This window comes from Qingshengfaniella alkalisoli, from assembly GCF_007855645.1.
Classification (GTDB): domain Bacteria; phylum Pseudomonadota; class Alphaproteobacteria; order Rhodobacterales; family Rhodobacteraceae; genus Qingshengfaniella; species Qingshengfaniella alkalisoli.
Genome location: NZ_CP042265.1, coordinates 436,297 through 450,647, shown reverse-complemented (window position 1 = coordinate 450,647; position 14,351 = coordinate 436,297). Strand labels below are relative to the sequence as shown.

The window sequence follows — 14,351 nt, the reverse complement described above, 5'->3', positions numbered from 1 at the left end:
ATCGACTATTCGAAAGCTTGTGCAAGAGGCGACATTCGTCCCGACGAATGGAGTTTCTTATGAGCAAAAGCTGCTGCCTTGTGGGTGCGCCGGTTCAAACCGGAGCCAGTCAGCCCGGTTGCATTATGGGCCCCGCCGCGTTCCGGACTGCAGGTCTGGGCGCGACGCTGACCTCGTTGGGTTGGTCGGTCGAAGATCGCGGCGACGTGTCGATGGCACTGGAAGACGTCTCGCCGCACCCGAACGCGGCGATACACCATCTGGCTGAGACGGTGGGTTGGATCACCGCCCTGACCAAGGCCGCCTATGACGCGGCCAACGCCTGCGACGTGCCAGTGTTCATGGGGGGTGATCACAGCTTGTCCGCTGGCACGGTGGCGGGGGTTGCCAAGCGCTCGAAGGATCACGAAAGGCCGCTCTTCCTGCTGTGGCTGGACGCGCACCCCGATCTGCATACCCTCGAAAGCACTGACAGCGGCAATTTGCATGGCACGCCCGTCGCCTATCTGACCGGGCAGCCGGGGTTCGAGGCGTTTCCGGGACTCGAGGCTCCGCTCGATCCCAGGAATATCTGCATGATGGGTCTAAGGTCCGTGGATGACGCGGAGCGCGACCGGATCGCGGAGCTCGGGATTGATGTGCATGACATGCGCGCGATTGACGAGAATGGTGTTAAGGCCCCGTTGGTGGCCTTTCTGGACCGGGTTCGCGCGGCAAATGGCGATCTGCATGTCAGCTTCGACGTGGATTTTCTCGATCCGAGCATTGCCCCCGCCGTTGGGACGACCGTTCCCGGTGGCGCGACCTTCCGCGAAGCACATCTGATCATGGAACTGTTGCACGACAGCGGTCTGGTGACATCGCTCGACCTTGTTGAACTCAATCCGTTTCTCGATGAGCGCGGACGCACCGCGCGGCTGATGACAGACCTTGCGGCGAGCCTGTTCGGCCGTCGCGTTCTTGACCGAATGACAGGAAGCTACTGATGACCTACGTTCCTCCCGCACCGTCTGAACTGGCGATGGTGCCTTTTGTCAGCGTAGAAAACATGATGCGCTTGGTCAACGAGACCGGGCCCGAGCAGGTCATGATCGAACTTGCCGAATTCATCGAGGCCGATTTCAGGCGCTGGCCGGAATTCGACAAGACACCGCGTGTCGCCAGCCATTCCAGGGACGGTGTGATCGAGCTGATGCCGACGGCAGATCGCGACAACTATGGCTTCAAATACGTCAACGGTCATCCCAAGAATATGAGAGAGGGGTTCCAGACAGTGACCGCCTTTGGCGTGCTGTCGAGTGTCGCCAATGGCTATCCGATCCTGCTTTGCGAAATGACCGTCCTGACGGCGCTGCGTACCGCGGCGACTTCGGCGCTGGTCGGAAAGTATCTTGCGCCGGAAGGTTCAAAGGTGATGGCCATGATTGGCAACGGTGCGCAGTGTGAATTCCAGGCGCTGGCGTTCAAGGCGATTTGTGGGATCGATACCGTGCGGCTTTATGATATTGACGCGATGGCCACGGCGAAAGCGGCAAAGAACCTCCAGGGTACGGGGCTGACAGTCTTATCATGCTCTTCCGCAGAAGAAGCTGTCGAAGGCGCACAAATCGTCACCACATGCACAGCGGACAAGCAGTATGCCACGATCTTGACTGACAACATGATCGGCGCGGGAATCCACATCAACGCGATTGGTGGCGACTGTCCGGGGAAGACTGAATTGCACCGCGATATTCTGTTACGCTCCGACATATTTGTGGAATACCCACCGCAGACGCGGATCGAGGGGGAGATCCAGCAGCTAGAAGAAGATTATCCCGTGACCGAACTCTGGCAGGTTATGCTCGGTGAAAAACAGGGCCGTCAAGACGCGCGCCAGATTACCCTGTTCGACAGCGTCGGTTTCGCGATCGAAGATTTCAGCGCCCTTCGTTACATCCACGCCAAGCTTAAGCAGACCGACAACTACCAGATGCTCGACATGCTTGCCGATCCCGACGACCCGCGCGATCTGTTCGGAATGCTGGAGCGCGCGAAGGGCTAGCCCGGTGCCGCTTCGATCCGGTCTTTGACCGCCTGATAGACCAGCATTGTTGCGGGTGTTTGGCGACGTGAGGACCGGCGCAAAAGCGAATAGGGGTTCACGAATAGTTTGCGGTCGATGTTCAGGCTGGCGACGCGTCCGTCCAGCCCCTTCTCTCCGCCGAAGAAATTCGCCACGGCACTGGCGACGGGTGCAATCGCGTTGGATTGCGATATGATCGCCAGTGTCATCAGCATGGACGAGGTCGAGGTCACGCGTTCGGGCAGCGGCAGGCCCAACTCCAACAGCCGTGTTTCGACCACATGGCGCAGCAATCCGCCCGGCGCCTGTTGAACCCAGTCATATGCCACACATTGTCGAAGCGTTGGAGCCTCGACCCGTGTCAAGGGATGATCCTCGCGCACGATCAGGCTGATCGGTTCTTCCCGCACATGGTCTGCGACGAATTCGCTATGATCCAAATCTTGGGGAACGCGACCGATATAAAAATCCACCTGCTCGGCAAGCAGGGCGTCGGCGAGCCGGTCAGATGTGTCCACCAACACCGTGATCTCGATGCCGGGTTGTGTAACGCGCAACTGGCGAAGCGTTGGAAGGACGTATTCCAGCGCGGCGCCCGTCACGGCACCCACGACGACGCGCCCGCGTTGCCCGCGTTGTCGTTCGGTAATTTCGCGTCCTGCCGCATCCAGATCCTGCAGAATGGCCTGCGCCCGCGCGGCAAGGTCGGTTCCCAGTTCGGTAAGCGCAATACCACGGGCGTGGCGGGTGTGTAGCTTTGCGTTCGCGATTTTTTCCAGTTCTTTCAGGAGCCGAGATGCGGCAGGCTGAGAAATCGCCAAAGCCGCCGCGCTGCCGCTGATCTGTCCGGTTTGATGAAGTGATGCGATCAGTTGCAGATGGTTGAGCTTCAGCCCCCTGCGGATCAGGTGATCGCTTTGAAAGCGCTCTGGTATGTGTGATTCTGACATGGTTTGCCTTAATGATATATCAAATATGATATATTTTGAGATAAAAAGCAAATTTGACGCGGATATATGATGTGCCTAACAGGAGCACACGCCTGTTAGGGATCGGTATTGATTGGCAACAGGTCATCAAGGGTCTGGTGCTGCTCGCGGCCGTGATTTTCGACGTTTACAACAAGAAGAAGGGCTAGAGGCTCATGTTGCTCTCACAGTACAAGAAAACGGATGGCTCGATAGCAGTCGTGGTTCGGGATGGGACCGAGGCCTATGAGGTCAAGGGTGCCGAAAGCGTCTATGCGCTTGCCATGCAGTGTGCCGAGAACGGCGAAAGCCTGGCCGATTACATTGCGCGGCTGGGTATGGGGCCGGCAGTTGACCTGCAAAAATTGGCCGACGAGGGCACGTTGCTGCCGCCCATCTTGCATCCGGATCCCGCGCATCTGCATCTGACGGGAACAGGCCTGACGCATCTGGGGTCGGCCTCTACGCGCAACTCGATGCATTCGAAGTCGGGTGCGGAGGCAGACAAGCTGACCGACTCCATGAAGATGTTCCAGATGGGGCTCGAAGGTGGCAAGCCTGCGAACGGCGCGGTCGGCGTTCAACCCGAATGGTTCTACAAGGGGAACGGGACCGCTGTTGTCGCGCCCGGGGCTCCGCTCGTGTCGCCAAGCTTTGCGGAGGACGGTGGCGAGGAACCGGAAGTTGCTGGCATTTATGTCATTGCGGCGGATGGTACGCCGTTTCGGGTGGGATTTGCGTTGTCAAATGAGTTCTCCGATCACGTGACCGAGAAGCAGAACTACCTTTTCCTTGCCCATTCCAAGCTGCGTCCGGCGTCCTTTGGCCCGGAAATCCTTATCGGAGATCTGCCGCGCGACATTCAGGGGACTTCCCGAATCCGTCGCGGTGAAGATGTGCTTTTCGAAAAGCCGTTCCTGTCGGGAGAAGAAAACATGTCCCACACCATCGGCAACCTAGAGCATCACCACTTCAAGTATGATGTATTCCGTCAACCGGGCGACGTTCACGTGCATATGTTCGGGACCGCCACTCTATCCTTCGCGGACGGGGTTCAGACCCAAGACGGCGATGTGTTCGAGATCGAAGCACCAGAGTTTGGTCTGACGCTGAGAAACCCGCTGAGCCAGACGCCTGTCTCGGATGCCAAAACGCCAGTGCGCGTCAAGATGCTGTAACATCAAGGAATGCGGCCTGTTTATCTGGCCGCGTTCGCCGCTCCGGCAGGAATGCACTTCTGCAGATTGATGTTGTCGGTTGGTGGACAGTCACCCGTTGTCTTGTAGAGTTGAGTCTGTTGCCGCAAAAAGCGGCGCGATGTTTTGTGGGGCAATGGGAGTGCCAGCGATGAAAACCTGTCTAAAACTTGCTCTGTCATGCGGTGCATTGGCATTGCTTCCTGCTTGCGTGGTTGAGGAAACGACCTCCGCGACGACCAAGAGGGCCGCGACTGGTGGATTGCCGATGGTCAGCGCAACATGTCCCATGGGCATTGAAGTGCATGCCGATGAAGGCGGGCCGGTGTATATCAACGGCAACGAAGCGGCGCTTCAGAAGTTCAGTGATAGCTACTACGAGGCGTCCGGCGGGACCACCACCGTGTCACTGTCAATCAATCCGGACAGAACGATGTCGGTTTCCTATACCGGCGCAGGTGGTGCGAACGGCGTTTGCACGATCACAAGCTGAAACCGAATTGCACGCCCGCTGCGATGATACGGCGGGCGCCGCTTGTCAAATTCGAGTGCGCTTTTGTGCGACGTCCTGGAGTTCCCCGATATCCAGGACCGGCGATGCATCCAGGTCTTCGGCATTGAGCAATCCCGCTACGCGTTCCAGCGCGGCAACGATCATGGCCTGTTCCCAGTCGTCCAACGCATCGAACTTTGCGACGTAGCGATCGTGCAATGGGTCCGGTGCGCGACCTAATGTTGCATTGCCTAGGTCTGTCATGGTGATCAGGGTTTGGCGACGATCCGTCTCGGACTTGCGCCGCTCGATCAGGCCTTTCAGAACAAGGCGGTCCAGAAGGGCGCTTATTGTCGCTTGCGATACACCCATTCGTGTCGAAATTTCCTTGGGTGTCGTGAACCCTTTTTCCAGCACTACCTGCAAGACCCTTACCTGCACGGCTGTCAGCCCTGCGGCTTTCGCAAGGTCGCGCCCGTAAAGTTCGGTCGCCCGCAGAATGCGGCGTAGGGCGACTAGGCTGACATCGGATCTCTTCAACTTCGTTTTCCTAAGCAGTTCGCGGACAGCTTTGCCGCGATTCGATGGATGGTTTGTGGATTTGGTTAGGCAATCTAAAAGAATAACTGTCATGAGAACGCAATAATCTGGCGATATATGGAGATTGTGGCTTTGTAAATAAGGATAAACTTCCTCAATTCCACAGATTCAGAAGAAAATATGCTTAGCTATTTGAAATTTCGTATGGCTAACTATATTAATCCCTCCAAACGAACCAGAGGACGAGCGGACGACATGACGAGCCAAGTATCCGAGATCACCTACAGGAAGCCTGTGACCGAAGACGGCGCGGCGATCTGGGAGCTCATTCGGGCTTGCAAGCCGCTGGATGAGAATTCGATGTATTGTAACCTTATTCAGTGCGATCACTTCGCAGATACCTGCGTTGTGGCCGAAATGGATGGGGAAATTGTCGGTTGGATTTCCGGCTATATCGTTCCGGACGATGCGGAAACTTTGTTTATCTGGCAGGTTGCGGTGTCCGAAGCGGCGCGTGGTCGCGGACTGGGCGGACGGATGCTGCGTGAACTGATTGCGCGTGATGAATGTGATGACGTGACCCGCCTCAAGACGACGATCACGCGTGACAACAAGGCCAGTTGGGGCTTGTTCCGCAAATTCGCCCGTTCCCTCGATGGAACTTTGGACGACGAGCCGCATTTTACACGTGACGACCACTTTGATGGCGCTCATGACACGGAGCACATGGTCACGATTGAACTCGACGAAGAGAAGATGGCCGCTGCGGCCTGATAGCCGCGCGCACCTCTTCAAAAATTCCCAAACCGAGGAAAACCCATGACGACTGTTACGACAGGCGACAAATCCATTTACACACGGCGCGAGTCAGAAGCGCGCAGCTATTGCCGCGCTTTCGATACCGTGTTCACCAAGGCCAGCGGTTCGATACTGACCGACGCTGAAGGGAACGACTATATCGATTTCCTCGCAGGTTGTTCGTCGCTGAACTACGGGCATAACGATCCTGATATGAAGGCTGCGCTGATCGAGCATATCAGCCGCGATGGTGTGACCCATGGTCTGGACATGCACACTGACGCGAAATCAGCCTTCCTGCGGGCTTATGAAAACACCATCCTGCGCCCGCGTCGCATGGACCACAAAGTCATGATGACTGGCCCGACCGGCACCAATGCGGTCGAGGCCGCCATCAAGCTGGCACGGAAAATCACCGGGCGCCGCAATGTGATCGCATTTACCAATGCTTTCCACGGCATGACCCTTGGTGCTTTGGCGTTGACCGGCAACTCCGGTAAACGCGACGGCGCTGGCGGCACATCGCTGAATGACGTCACGCACCTGCCGTTTGATGGAGCAATGGGCGAGGGCGTAGACACGCTTGAGCACATCGAATGGATGCTGTCCAACCCGTCCTCAGGCGTCGATGCGCCAGCCGCATTCATCGTGGAGCCGGTGCAAGGTGAGGGTGGTCTGAACGCTGCGTCCAAGGAATGGATGCAGGGGATTGCGCGCATCGCCAAGGAACAGGGCGCGCTGCTGATCATCGACGATATCCAAGCGGGCTGTGGCCGGACCGGCACCTATTTCAGCACCGAGGATTTCGGCATTGACCCCGACATGATCACGCAAGCCAAATCCTTCTCCGGAATGGGCCTGCCTTTCGCGGCGCTGCTGATCAAACCGGAACTCGACGTCTGGAAACCCGCTGAGCATAATGGCACCTTCCGTGGCAACAACCATGCCTTCGTGACCGCGCGTGTCGCGCTGGAAAAATTCTGGAAGGATAAATCCTTCGAGAAGGATGTTCAGCGCAAATCCGAATTGCTCGGCGCTCGGCTGAAGTCAATCGCGGATCACATTCCGGGTGCGACGCTCAAGGGGCGCGGCATGATGCAGGGGATTGATGTCGGTTCCGGTGACCTTGCCGGTGACATCTGCGCGACCTGCTTCGAGAACGGCCTGATCATCGAGACGTCAGGTGCTCACGACGAAGTGGTGAAGGTACTTTGCCCGCTGACCATTTCTGATGAGCTGCTCGAAAAAGGTCTGGACATTCTTGCCGGTGCTGTCGCCAAACACACGAACAACACACAGATTGCTGCGGAGTAACGCCAAATGATCGTACGCGATTTCAATCAACTGAAGAACACCGACCGCGCCGTATCGGATGCGCAATGGACATCGGTGCGCATGCTGCTGGCCGACGACAAGATGGGCTTCTCGTTCCACATTACGACGCTGCAAGCAGGTTCGGAGCACACGTTCCACTACAAGAACCACTTCGAAAGCGTCTATTGCATGTCGGGCAAGGGTTCGATCACGGATCTGGCCACGGGCGAGACGCATGAGATCAAGCCGGGCGTGATGTATGCACTGAACCTGCATGACAAGCACACACTGCGCGCGGAAGAAGAGCTGGTCATGGCCTGCTGCTTCAACCCGCCCGTGACCGGCAACGAGGTCCACCAGGCCGACGGTTCCTACGCCGCAGCACCTGAGCTTGCCGACTAAGCAAACGGCGGGCGTGGGAAACTTTCGCCCCGTGGATGCGGCACCAGCCGCCGGGCAGACAGCCTGACACGGGGCAACATCAAACCAACGGAAGACCAGTGACTGATACTCAGCACAGACATACCGTAGAAAAAATCGGCGGCACTTCCATGAGCCGTACCAATGAGCTTCTGGATACGCTGTTCATCGGCGACCGGAAGGATGACGACCTATACAACCGCGTGTTCGTCGTTTCTGCCTATGCCGGAATCACGAACCTGCTGCTCGAAGACAAGAAGACGGGCGAGCCAGGCGTCTATGGGCATTTTTCCAATGCCGACAGTGCGGGAAAGTGGTCGGACGCATTGGATGACGTCGCGAAGGCGATGAAAAAAGCGCATGACGCGGTCCTCGACAATCCAGCGGACGTCACCGATGCTGACCAATTCGTTCGTGAGCGGATCGAAGGCGCGCGCAGCTGCCTGATAGACTTGCAGCGGTTGTGCTCCTACGGCCATTTCCGTCTCGAGCAGCACATGCTGGTCATTCGGGAACTTCTGTCCGGGCTGGGCGAGGCGCATTCGGCTTTTGTTACCGCGCGGCTGCTTCAGCGCAAGGGCGTGAATGCCCGTGCTGTTGATCTCAGCGGCTGGCGCGATGAGGATGAATATACGCTGGAAGAGCGAATCAACTCGGGTTTGCAAGACGTGGATTTTGCGACCGAGCTGCCGATCGTTACCGGCTATGCGCAGTGCAAAGAAGGGCTGATGAGGGAATTCGACCGAGGGTATTCCGAGGTGACGTTCTCTCGCATCGCGGCGTCCACGGACGCGGCCGAGGCGATCATCCACAAGGAATTCCACTTGTCGTCGGCCGACCCGCGCATCGTAGGCGAGGACGCTGTGCGCAAGATCGGGCACACGAACTACGACGTGGCGGACCAGCTGTCGAATATGGGCATGGAGGCGATCCATCCCAAAGCCGCGAAGATGTTGCGCCAGTCGGGAATTCCGCTGCGCGTGACCAACGCGTTTGAGCCGCAAGATCCCGGTACCTTGATTGACGATCAGGCTTCCGACGAGGCGCGGGTCGAAATGGTTACCGGGCTGGGCGTCTACGCGATTTCGCTGTTCGAGCAGGACATGGTTGGGGTCAAGGGGTATGACAGTGCCTTTCTTGACGTTCTTACCCGTCACGACGTTCGGATTGTCACCAAGAGTTCCAACGCCAATACGATTACCCACTACGTCGACGCGCCCTTGAAATCGGTGCGCCGTGTAGAACGTGACTTGGCCAAGCTTTACCCGAGCGCCGAGCTGAGCGCGCAAAACCTTGCGGTGGTCTCGGTGATCGGTCGCAGTCTCGACGGGATGAAGCCGCTGCTTCGCGGCCTGACGGCGCTGGAGCGGGCAAACATCCAGACGGTTGCAGCACAGCAGACGACCCGCAACGTCGATACGCAGTTCGTTGTTACGCGCGCCCAGATGGATGAAACGATCAAGGTGCTCCACGAAGCCCTGATCGAAAAAGAGGATGTTGTTGATCTTCTGCCCGAGGAAGATCTGCAGGCTGCATAGCAACCCGGTATCAGCCTAACAGGGAGTTCAGCCCTGCGGTCAGTACGACCGCAGGGTTTTTCTTTGCGCTATCGCACACTGACAGGTCGGCTATCCCCTACCGCACAAAATATCAGCGTTTGTCCGTTATCATGTGCGATCTGTTCAAATTGAGTGACAAAATAAAATTGACCATTTGATAAAATTTTTTTCCGTGGAATACTGACTGCAACAAGAACGTCTAAGCCAGCAGTGGAGTAAGCCATGACGGGGAACAGCTTGACGCCGGGTGTGGTAGCCGGGCGATTGACGCCTGAAGACTACGTCCGGAACTTCGCGGATCTTCATGAACCGCTTAATCACCATGAAGCGCTAGTCGCCGCAGATCGATGCTATTTCTGCCACGATGCGCCGTGCATGACGGCTTGTCCGACCAGCATCGATATTCCGCTCTTCATTCGGCAGATCGCGACGGGTACGCCGGAGGCAGCAGCGAAAACGATCTTCGAGCAAAACATTCTGGGCGGCATGTGTGCCCGCGTCTGTCCAACAGAGACGCTATGCGAAGAAGCCTGTGTGCGCGAGGCGGCAGAGGGGAAGCCGGTCAATATCGGTCTGCTTCAGCGTTACGCCACAGACATACTGATGGCATCCGGGCACCATCCGTTCACGCGAGCACCGGACACTGGAAAACGCATCGCGGTTGTCGGCGCGGGTCCGGCTGGACTGGCCTGTGCGCACCGTTTGGCGATGCATGGCCACCGCGTGACAATCTTTGACGCACGGTCGAAGCCGGGCGGGCTCAACGAGTTCGGGATTGCAGCTTACAAGACCATCGATGGCTTTGCTGAGCGGGAGGTCGAATGGCTGACCAGGATCGGCGGCATCGAGATCAGGAACAATCAGGCGCTGGGTCGTGACTTCACCTTGCCCGAGCTGCGTGATGGCTTCGACGCGGTGTTTCTGGGTGTCGGGCTGGCTGGCGTGAATGCCCTCGGCGTGGATGGCGAGCACAAGGCAGGTGTGCTTGATGCCGTTGGCTTTATCTCGGAACTGCGGCAGGCGGACGCTTTGTACAATGTGGCCATCGGCCGCGACGTCGTTGTGATCGGCGGTGGTATGACAGCGATTGACGCAGCGGTGCAGGCAAAGCTTCTGGGCGCGCTCAACGTGACGTTGGTTTATCGGCGTGGACGCGACCGAATGAATGCCACCGTATTTGAACAGGATCTGGCTGCGTCGAAAGGCGTGCGGATCATTACGAACGCGTCTCCGGTTGCTGTCCATGGCAACGGTACGGTGCGTGAGATCGAGTTCGAATACACTGACGACACGCTAACCCCCACGGGCGAGACATTTCGGCTGGCTACCGATCAGGTTTTCAAGGCGATCGGGCAGGCGCTCATTGCGGACGGCCTGCCGGATCTCGATGGCCGCAAAATACGTGTGTCGGAGACAGGGCGCACCAGCCTCAATGGTGTGTGGGCAGGCGGCGATTGCGCCTTGGGCGGTGATGATCTGACAGTGACTGCGGTGGCTGAAGGGCGCGATGCGGCAGAAGATATACACGCGAGCCTGATGGGCTAAGCACCAAGCGAGCGGGAGACAAGCGGCCAACCGCGCCCCGCCAAGCACAGGGAATTGGAAGAATGGCTAATCTTGCATCTGAATTCGTGGGGATCAAATCCCCGAATCCGTTCTGGCTGGCGTCTGCCCCGCCCACGGACAAGGAATACAATGTCCGCCGCGCGTTCGAAGCAGGCTGGGGCGGTGTCGTCTGGAAGACACTGGGCGAGGAGGGGCCACCCATCGTCAATGTGAACGGTCCCCGCTACGGCGCGATATGGGGCGCGGATCGCAGGCTTCTGGGCCTGAACAATATCGAGTTGATCACCGACCGTCCGCTGGAGGTCAATTTGCGCGAAATCAAGGCGGTCAAGCGCGACTATCCGGACCGCGCGCTGGTCGTGTCTTTGATGGTGCCGTGCGAGGAGGAAGCCTGGAAAGCCATCCTGCCGCATGTAGAAGACACGGGCGCGGACGGGGTGGAGTTGAACTTCGGCTGTCCTCACGGGATGAGCGAACGGGGCATGGGGTCCGCCGTCGGGCAAGTGCCCGAATACATCGAGATGGTCACGCGTTGGGTAAAACAGAACACCCGCATGCCCTGCATCGTGAAGCTGACACCCAACATCACTGACATCCGCAAACCCGCAATGGCGGCGCATGCTGGCGGGGCTGACGCGGTGTCGCTTATCAACACGATCAATTCGATCACCGGCGTTGATCTGGACCTGTTCGCACCGGAGCCGACGATTGATGGCAAGGGTGCACATGGCGGCTATTGTGGTCCCGCGGTCAAACCGATTGCGCTCAACATGGTGGCCGAAATCGCCCGTTCTGCGGAACTGGCCGACTTGCCCATCAGCGGCATTGGCGGTGTCACGACATGGCGCGATGCGGCGGAGTTCATGGCGCTGGGGGCGGGGAATGTGCAGGTCTGCACGGCGGCAATGACCTATGGCTTCAAGGTCGTGCAGGAGATGATTTCGGGGCTGAGCCAGTGGATGGATGAAAAACAAATCACGTCTACTTCGGAGATCGTGCGCCGCGCCATTCCGAATGTCTGCGATTGGCAGCAACTGAACCTGAACTATATTGCCAAGGCGCGAATTAACGAGGATCTGTGTATCAAATGTGGTCGGTGCTTCGCGGCCTGCGAGGACACCTCGCACCAGGCTATCGCGATGTCGGACGATCGGGTCTTTTCGGTCAAGGATGATGAATGCGTGGCCTGCAATCTGTGCGTGAATGTCTGCCCCGTAGAGGACTGCATCACGATGGAACAACTGCCAGCGGGCGCTGTTGACGAACGCACGGGAAAGGTGGTTGAACGCGACTATGCCAACTGGACGACGCATCCGAACAACCCGAATGCTGTCGCGGCCGAATAGTCAGGGGGCGAGCAACCGGCGAAACAGGGTGTCGAGATAGTCCTGCGCTGCGCCGAACACCTCGCCGCCTTCCAAAAGTACACCGACCTGGGCCTCGAAATCGGCATAATGCTGGGTCGTGGCCCAGATGGAAAAGATCAGATGCCGCGGGTCGACCTGCTTGATCCGGCCCGTTTCGATCCAATGGGCCAGGACGGAGGTTTTCTCGTCGAACAGGGTCTTCAGCCGCGTCTGAAGATGCGGCTGCATCCTCGGGGCGCCCTGAAGAATTTCGTTGGCAAAGAGGCGGCTTTCACGTGGAAACTCCTGGCTCATCTCCAGCTTCCGGCGGACATAGGCACAGATTTCATCCAGCGGATCACCGTCCGGGTCCATCTGCTCCAGTGGATCGAGCCAGATCTCCATCAACTGGTTCAGGAGTGTGACGTGGATCTCTTCCTTGCCGTTGAAATAATACAGGATATTCGGCTTGCTCAACCCGCAGGCCTCTGCGATCTGATCAAGCGTCGCGCCCCGATAACCGTTCTGGGAAAAGACATCGAGGGCCGCATCGAGGATCAGCTTGCGGTTCTTTTTCTGGATGCGGCTCGTCTTTTTACGTGCCGCTGAGGTGGGTTTTTCCATGCGGTGTTCCTGCGTTGCCGCGAAAACGATCAAATGCTTGCTGAGCGTGCATCGGGTGCCGAAACCGTGAAGACATTTCTTGACAGGCACAGGCCGCTTGGCAATCGTAACTTTACCAAATGGTAAAAAAGCGACAAGGGGAAGCGCGTCCATTTTGCACGTTTCCACCTAAAGAATGACAGGAGTGCATATGTCTGCGCCAGGTGAAAACCTCAGGATCAATGGTGACCGTCTTTGGGACAGTCTCATGGAAATGGCCAAGATTGGGCCGGGGGTTGCGGGAGGCAACAATCGCCAAACCGTGACGGATGAGGATGGTGAAGGACGCGCACTTTTTCAGAAATGGTGCGAGGATGCGGGCTGCACCATGGGCGTCGACCAGATGGGCACCATGTTTGCACGCCGTGAAGGAACCGACGCGGGCGCGCTCCCCGTATATGTGGGCAGTCACCTTGATACCCAGCCAACCGGCGGAAAATACGACGGGGTTCTGGGGGTGCTTGGCGGGCTGGAACTGATCCGCACCCTCAATGATCTCGACATCAAGACGAAACATCCGATCGTTGTGACCAACTGGACGAATGAAGAAGGCACGCGCTTTGCCCCCGCGATGCTGGCATCAGGGGTTTTCGCCGGTATCCATGAACAGGATTGGGCCTATGATCGCGAAGATGCGGAGGGCAAGAAATTCGGTGATGAGCTGGATCGCATCGGCTGGAGGGGCGATGAAGAAGTCGGCGCCCGTAAGATGCACGCATTTTTCGAGTTGCATATCGAACAGGGGCCCATCCTAGAGGCGGAAGGCAAGGATATCGGCGTCGTCACACATGGGCAGGGCCTGTGGTGGCTGGAGGTGCGCCTGACCGGGAAAGATGCCCATACCGGTTCGACGCCGATGGACATGCGCGTCAATGCGGGGCTGGGTATGGCGCGGATCACCGAAGCCGTGCACCGAACTGCGATGGATCATCAACCAAATGCGGTGGGTGCGGTTGGCCAGGCCAATGTCTATCCGAACTCGCGCAATGTCATTCCAGGCAGGTCGGTGTTCACCATTGATTTCCGCTCGCCTGATCTGGCCAAGCTGACCTCCATGCGTGAACAACTGGAAAAGGAAGCAGCGGAGATTGCGCGGGATCTGGGTCTGGGGATCGAGATCGAACCCACCGGTCATTTCGATCCGGTGGAATTCGACAAGGATTGTGTGGCTGCGGTGCGGAATGCTGCGGATCGGCTGGGCTATTCACACCGGGATATCGTTTCGGGTGCCGGGCATGATGCTTGCTGGATCAACCGGGTAGCGCCGACAGCGATGGTGTTCTGTCCCTGCGTTGATGGGCTCAGTCACAACGAGGCCGAGGAAATATCCAAGGACTGGGCGGCGGCAGGCGCGGACGTGCTGATGCATGCCGTGCTGGAGACGGCCCAAATCGCGGAATAAAATTGGACGGCGGCTTTCGGG

The 14,351-nt window shown here is 57.9% G+C and carries 14 protein-coding genes; 11 read left to right on the top strand and 3 right to left on the bottom strand.

What is annotated here, in order from left to right:
- Positions 1–59: 59 nt before the first annotated feature.
- Entirely contained in the window at positions 60–986 is a 927-nt protein-coding gene (rocF, locus tag FPZ52_RS18490) for an arginase (RefSeq protein WP_146367064.1), read from the top strand.
- Entirely contained in the window at positions 986–2,044 is a 1,059-nt protein-coding gene (locus FPZ52_RS18485) for an ornithine cyclodeaminase (protein WP_146367063.1), read from the top strand. The genes rocF and FPZ52_RS18485 overlap by 1 nt, the downstream gene beginning before the upstream one ends.
- Here FPZ52_RS18485 and FPZ52_RS18480 read toward each other — a convergent pair.
- Entirely contained in the window at positions 2,041–3,015 is a 975-nt protein-coding gene (locus tag FPZ52_RS18480) for a LysR family transcriptional regulator (RefSeq protein ID WP_146367062.1), read from the bottom strand. The two genes, FPZ52_RS18485 and FPZ52_RS18480, sit on opposite strands and share 4 nt — an antisense overlap.
- A 194-nt stretch (positions 3,016–3,209) precedes the next feature.
- Here FPZ52_RS18480 and araD1 point away from each other — a divergent pair, with 194 nt between their 5' ends.
- A complete protein-coding gene (araD1, locus tag FPZ52_RS18475) occupies positions 3,210–4,211 on the top strand; it encodes an AraD1 family protein (RefSeq protein WP_146367061.1) in 1,002 nt (333 codons plus the stop codon).
- 169 nt (positions 4,212–4,380) lie between these two features.
- Entirely contained in the window at positions 4,381–4,722 is a 342-nt protein-coding gene (locus FPZ52_RS18470; protein WP_240804525.1) for a hypothetical protein, read from the top strand.
- 45 nt (positions 4,723–4,767) lie between these two features.
- Here the strand turns inward: FPZ52_RS18470 and FPZ52_RS18465 are convergent, their stop codons facing one another.
- Positions 4,768–5,262 carry a MarR family winged helix-turn-helix transcriptional regulator gene (locus FPZ52_RS18465; RefSeq protein ID WP_146367060.1) on the bottom strand — a complete coding sequence of 165 codons (495 nt, stop codon included), beginning with the start codon at positions 5,260–5,262 and terminating at the stop codon, positions 4,768–4,770.
- 255 nt (positions 5,263–5,517) lie between these two features.
- On the opposite strand from FPZ52_RS18465, the gene ectA reads away from it, so the two are divergent.
- From ectA to preA, 6 genes are all read left to right on the top strand, one after another.
- Entirely contained in the window at positions 5,518–6,036 is a 519-nt protein-coding gene (ectA, locus tag FPZ52_RS18460) for a diaminobutyrate acetyltransferase (protein ID WP_146367059.1), read from the top strand.
- Between the two features lie 45 nt (positions 6,037–6,081).
- Positions 6,082–7,374, top strand: a complete 1,293-nt coding sequence (gene ectB, locus FPZ52_RS18455; RefSeq protein WP_146367058.1) for a diaminobutyrate--2-oxoglutarate transaminase — start codon at positions 6,082–6,084, stop codon at positions 7,372–7,374.
- Positions 7,375–7,380: 6 nt separating this feature from the next.
- Positions 7,381–7,776: an ectoine synthase gene (locus FPZ52_RS18450; RefSeq protein WP_146367057.1), complete on the top strand. Its 396-nt coding sequence runs from the start codon at positions 7,381–7,383 to the stop codon at positions 7,774–7,776.
- A 35-nt stretch (positions 7,777–7,811) separates the two neighbouring features.
- On the top strand, positions 7,812–9,332 hold the full coding sequence (locus FPZ52_RS18445; protein ID WP_146367056.1) for an aspartate kinase: 1,521 nt from the start codon (positions 7,812–7,814) through the stop codon (positions 9,330–9,332).
- A gap of 243 nt (positions 9,333–9,575) precedes the next feature.
- Positions 9,576–10,898 (top strand): NAD(P)-dependent oxidoreductase, encoded by a 1,323-nt coding sequence (locus tag FPZ52_RS18440; RefSeq protein ID WP_146367055.1) that lies wholly within the window; start codon positions 9,576–9,578, stop codon positions 10,896–10,898.
- Positions 10,899–10,960: 62 nt separating this feature from the next.
- Positions 10,961–12,265: an NAD-dependent dihydropyrimidine dehydrogenase subunit PreA gene (preA, locus tag FPZ52_RS18435; RefSeq protein ID WP_146367054.1), complete on the top strand. Its 1,305-nt coding sequence runs from the start codon at positions 10,961–10,963 to the stop codon at positions 12,263–12,265.
- Here preA and FPZ52_RS18430 read toward each other — a convergent pair whose 3' ends face one another.
- Positions 12,266–12,889, bottom strand: a complete 624-nt coding sequence (locus FPZ52_RS18430; protein ID WP_146367053.1) for a TetR family transcriptional regulator C-terminal domain-containing protein — start codon at positions 12,887–12,889, stop codon at positions 12,266–12,268. It abuts the gene before it with no gap.
- 190 nt (positions 12,890–13,079) lie between these two features.
- On the opposite strand from FPZ52_RS18430, the gene FPZ52_RS18425 reads away from it, so the two are divergent.
- The gene (locus FPZ52_RS18425; RefSeq protein WP_146367052.1) at positions 13,080–14,330 is read left to right on the top strand and encodes a Zn-dependent hydrolase; all 1,251 of its coding nucleotides are present in this window, start codon (positions 13,080–13,082) and stop codon (positions 14,328–14,330) included.
- Positions 14,331–14,351: the final 21 nt, after the last annotated feature.

Bases quoted from the DNA above. Each gene is read 5' to 3' on its own strand.
- FPZ52_RS18470 (WP_240804525.1), top strand. From the start codon at position 4,381: ATGAAAACCTGTCTAAAACTTGCTCTGTCATGCGGTGCATTGGCATTG.
- ectA (WP_146367059.1), top strand. From the start codon at position 5,518: ATGACGAGCCAAGTATCCGAGATCACCTACAGGAAGCCTGTGACCGAA.
- FPZ52_RS18440 (WP_146367055.1), top strand. From the start codon at position 9,576: ATGACGGGGAACAGCTTGACGCCGGGTGTGGTAGCCGGGCGATTGACG.
- FPZ52_RS18485 (WP_146367063.1), top strand. From the start codon at position 986: ATGACCTACGTTCCTCCCGCACCGTCTGAACTGGCGATGGTGCCTTTT.
- ectB (WP_146367058.1), top strand. From the start codon at position 6,082: ATGACGACTGTTACGACAGGCGACAAATCCATTTACACACGGCGCGAG.
- FPZ52_RS18430 (WP_146367053.1), bottom strand. From the start codon at position 12,889: ATGGAAAAACCCACCTCAGCGGCACGTAAAAAGACGAGCCGCATCCAG.
- FPZ52_RS18425 (WP_146367052.1), top strand. From the start codon at position 13,080: ATGTCTGCGCCAGGTGAAAACCTCAGGATCAATGGTGACCGTCTTTGG.
- FPZ52_RS18445 (WP_146367056.1), top strand. From the start codon at position 7,812: ATGCGGCACCAGCCGCCGGGCAGACAGCCTGACACGGGGCAACATCAA.
- rocF (WP_146367064.1), top strand. From the start codon at position 60: ATGAGCAAAAGCTGCTGCCTTGTGGGTGCGCCGGTTCAAACCGGAGCC.
- preA (WP_146367054.1), top strand. From the start codon at position 10,961: ATGGCTAATCTTGCATCTGAATTCGTGGGGATCAAATCCCCGAATCCG.
- FPZ52_RS18480 (WP_146367062.1), bottom strand. From the start codon at position 3,015: ATGTCAGAATCACACATACCAGAGCGCTTTCAAAGCGATCACCTGATC.
- araD1 (WP_146367061.1), top strand. From the start codon at position 3,210: ATGTTGCTCTCACAGTACAAGAAAACGGATGGCTCGATAGCAGTCGTG.
- FPZ52_RS18450 (WP_146367057.1), top strand. From the start codon at position 7,381: ATGATCGTACGCGATTTCAATCAACTGAAGAACACCGACCGCGCCGTA.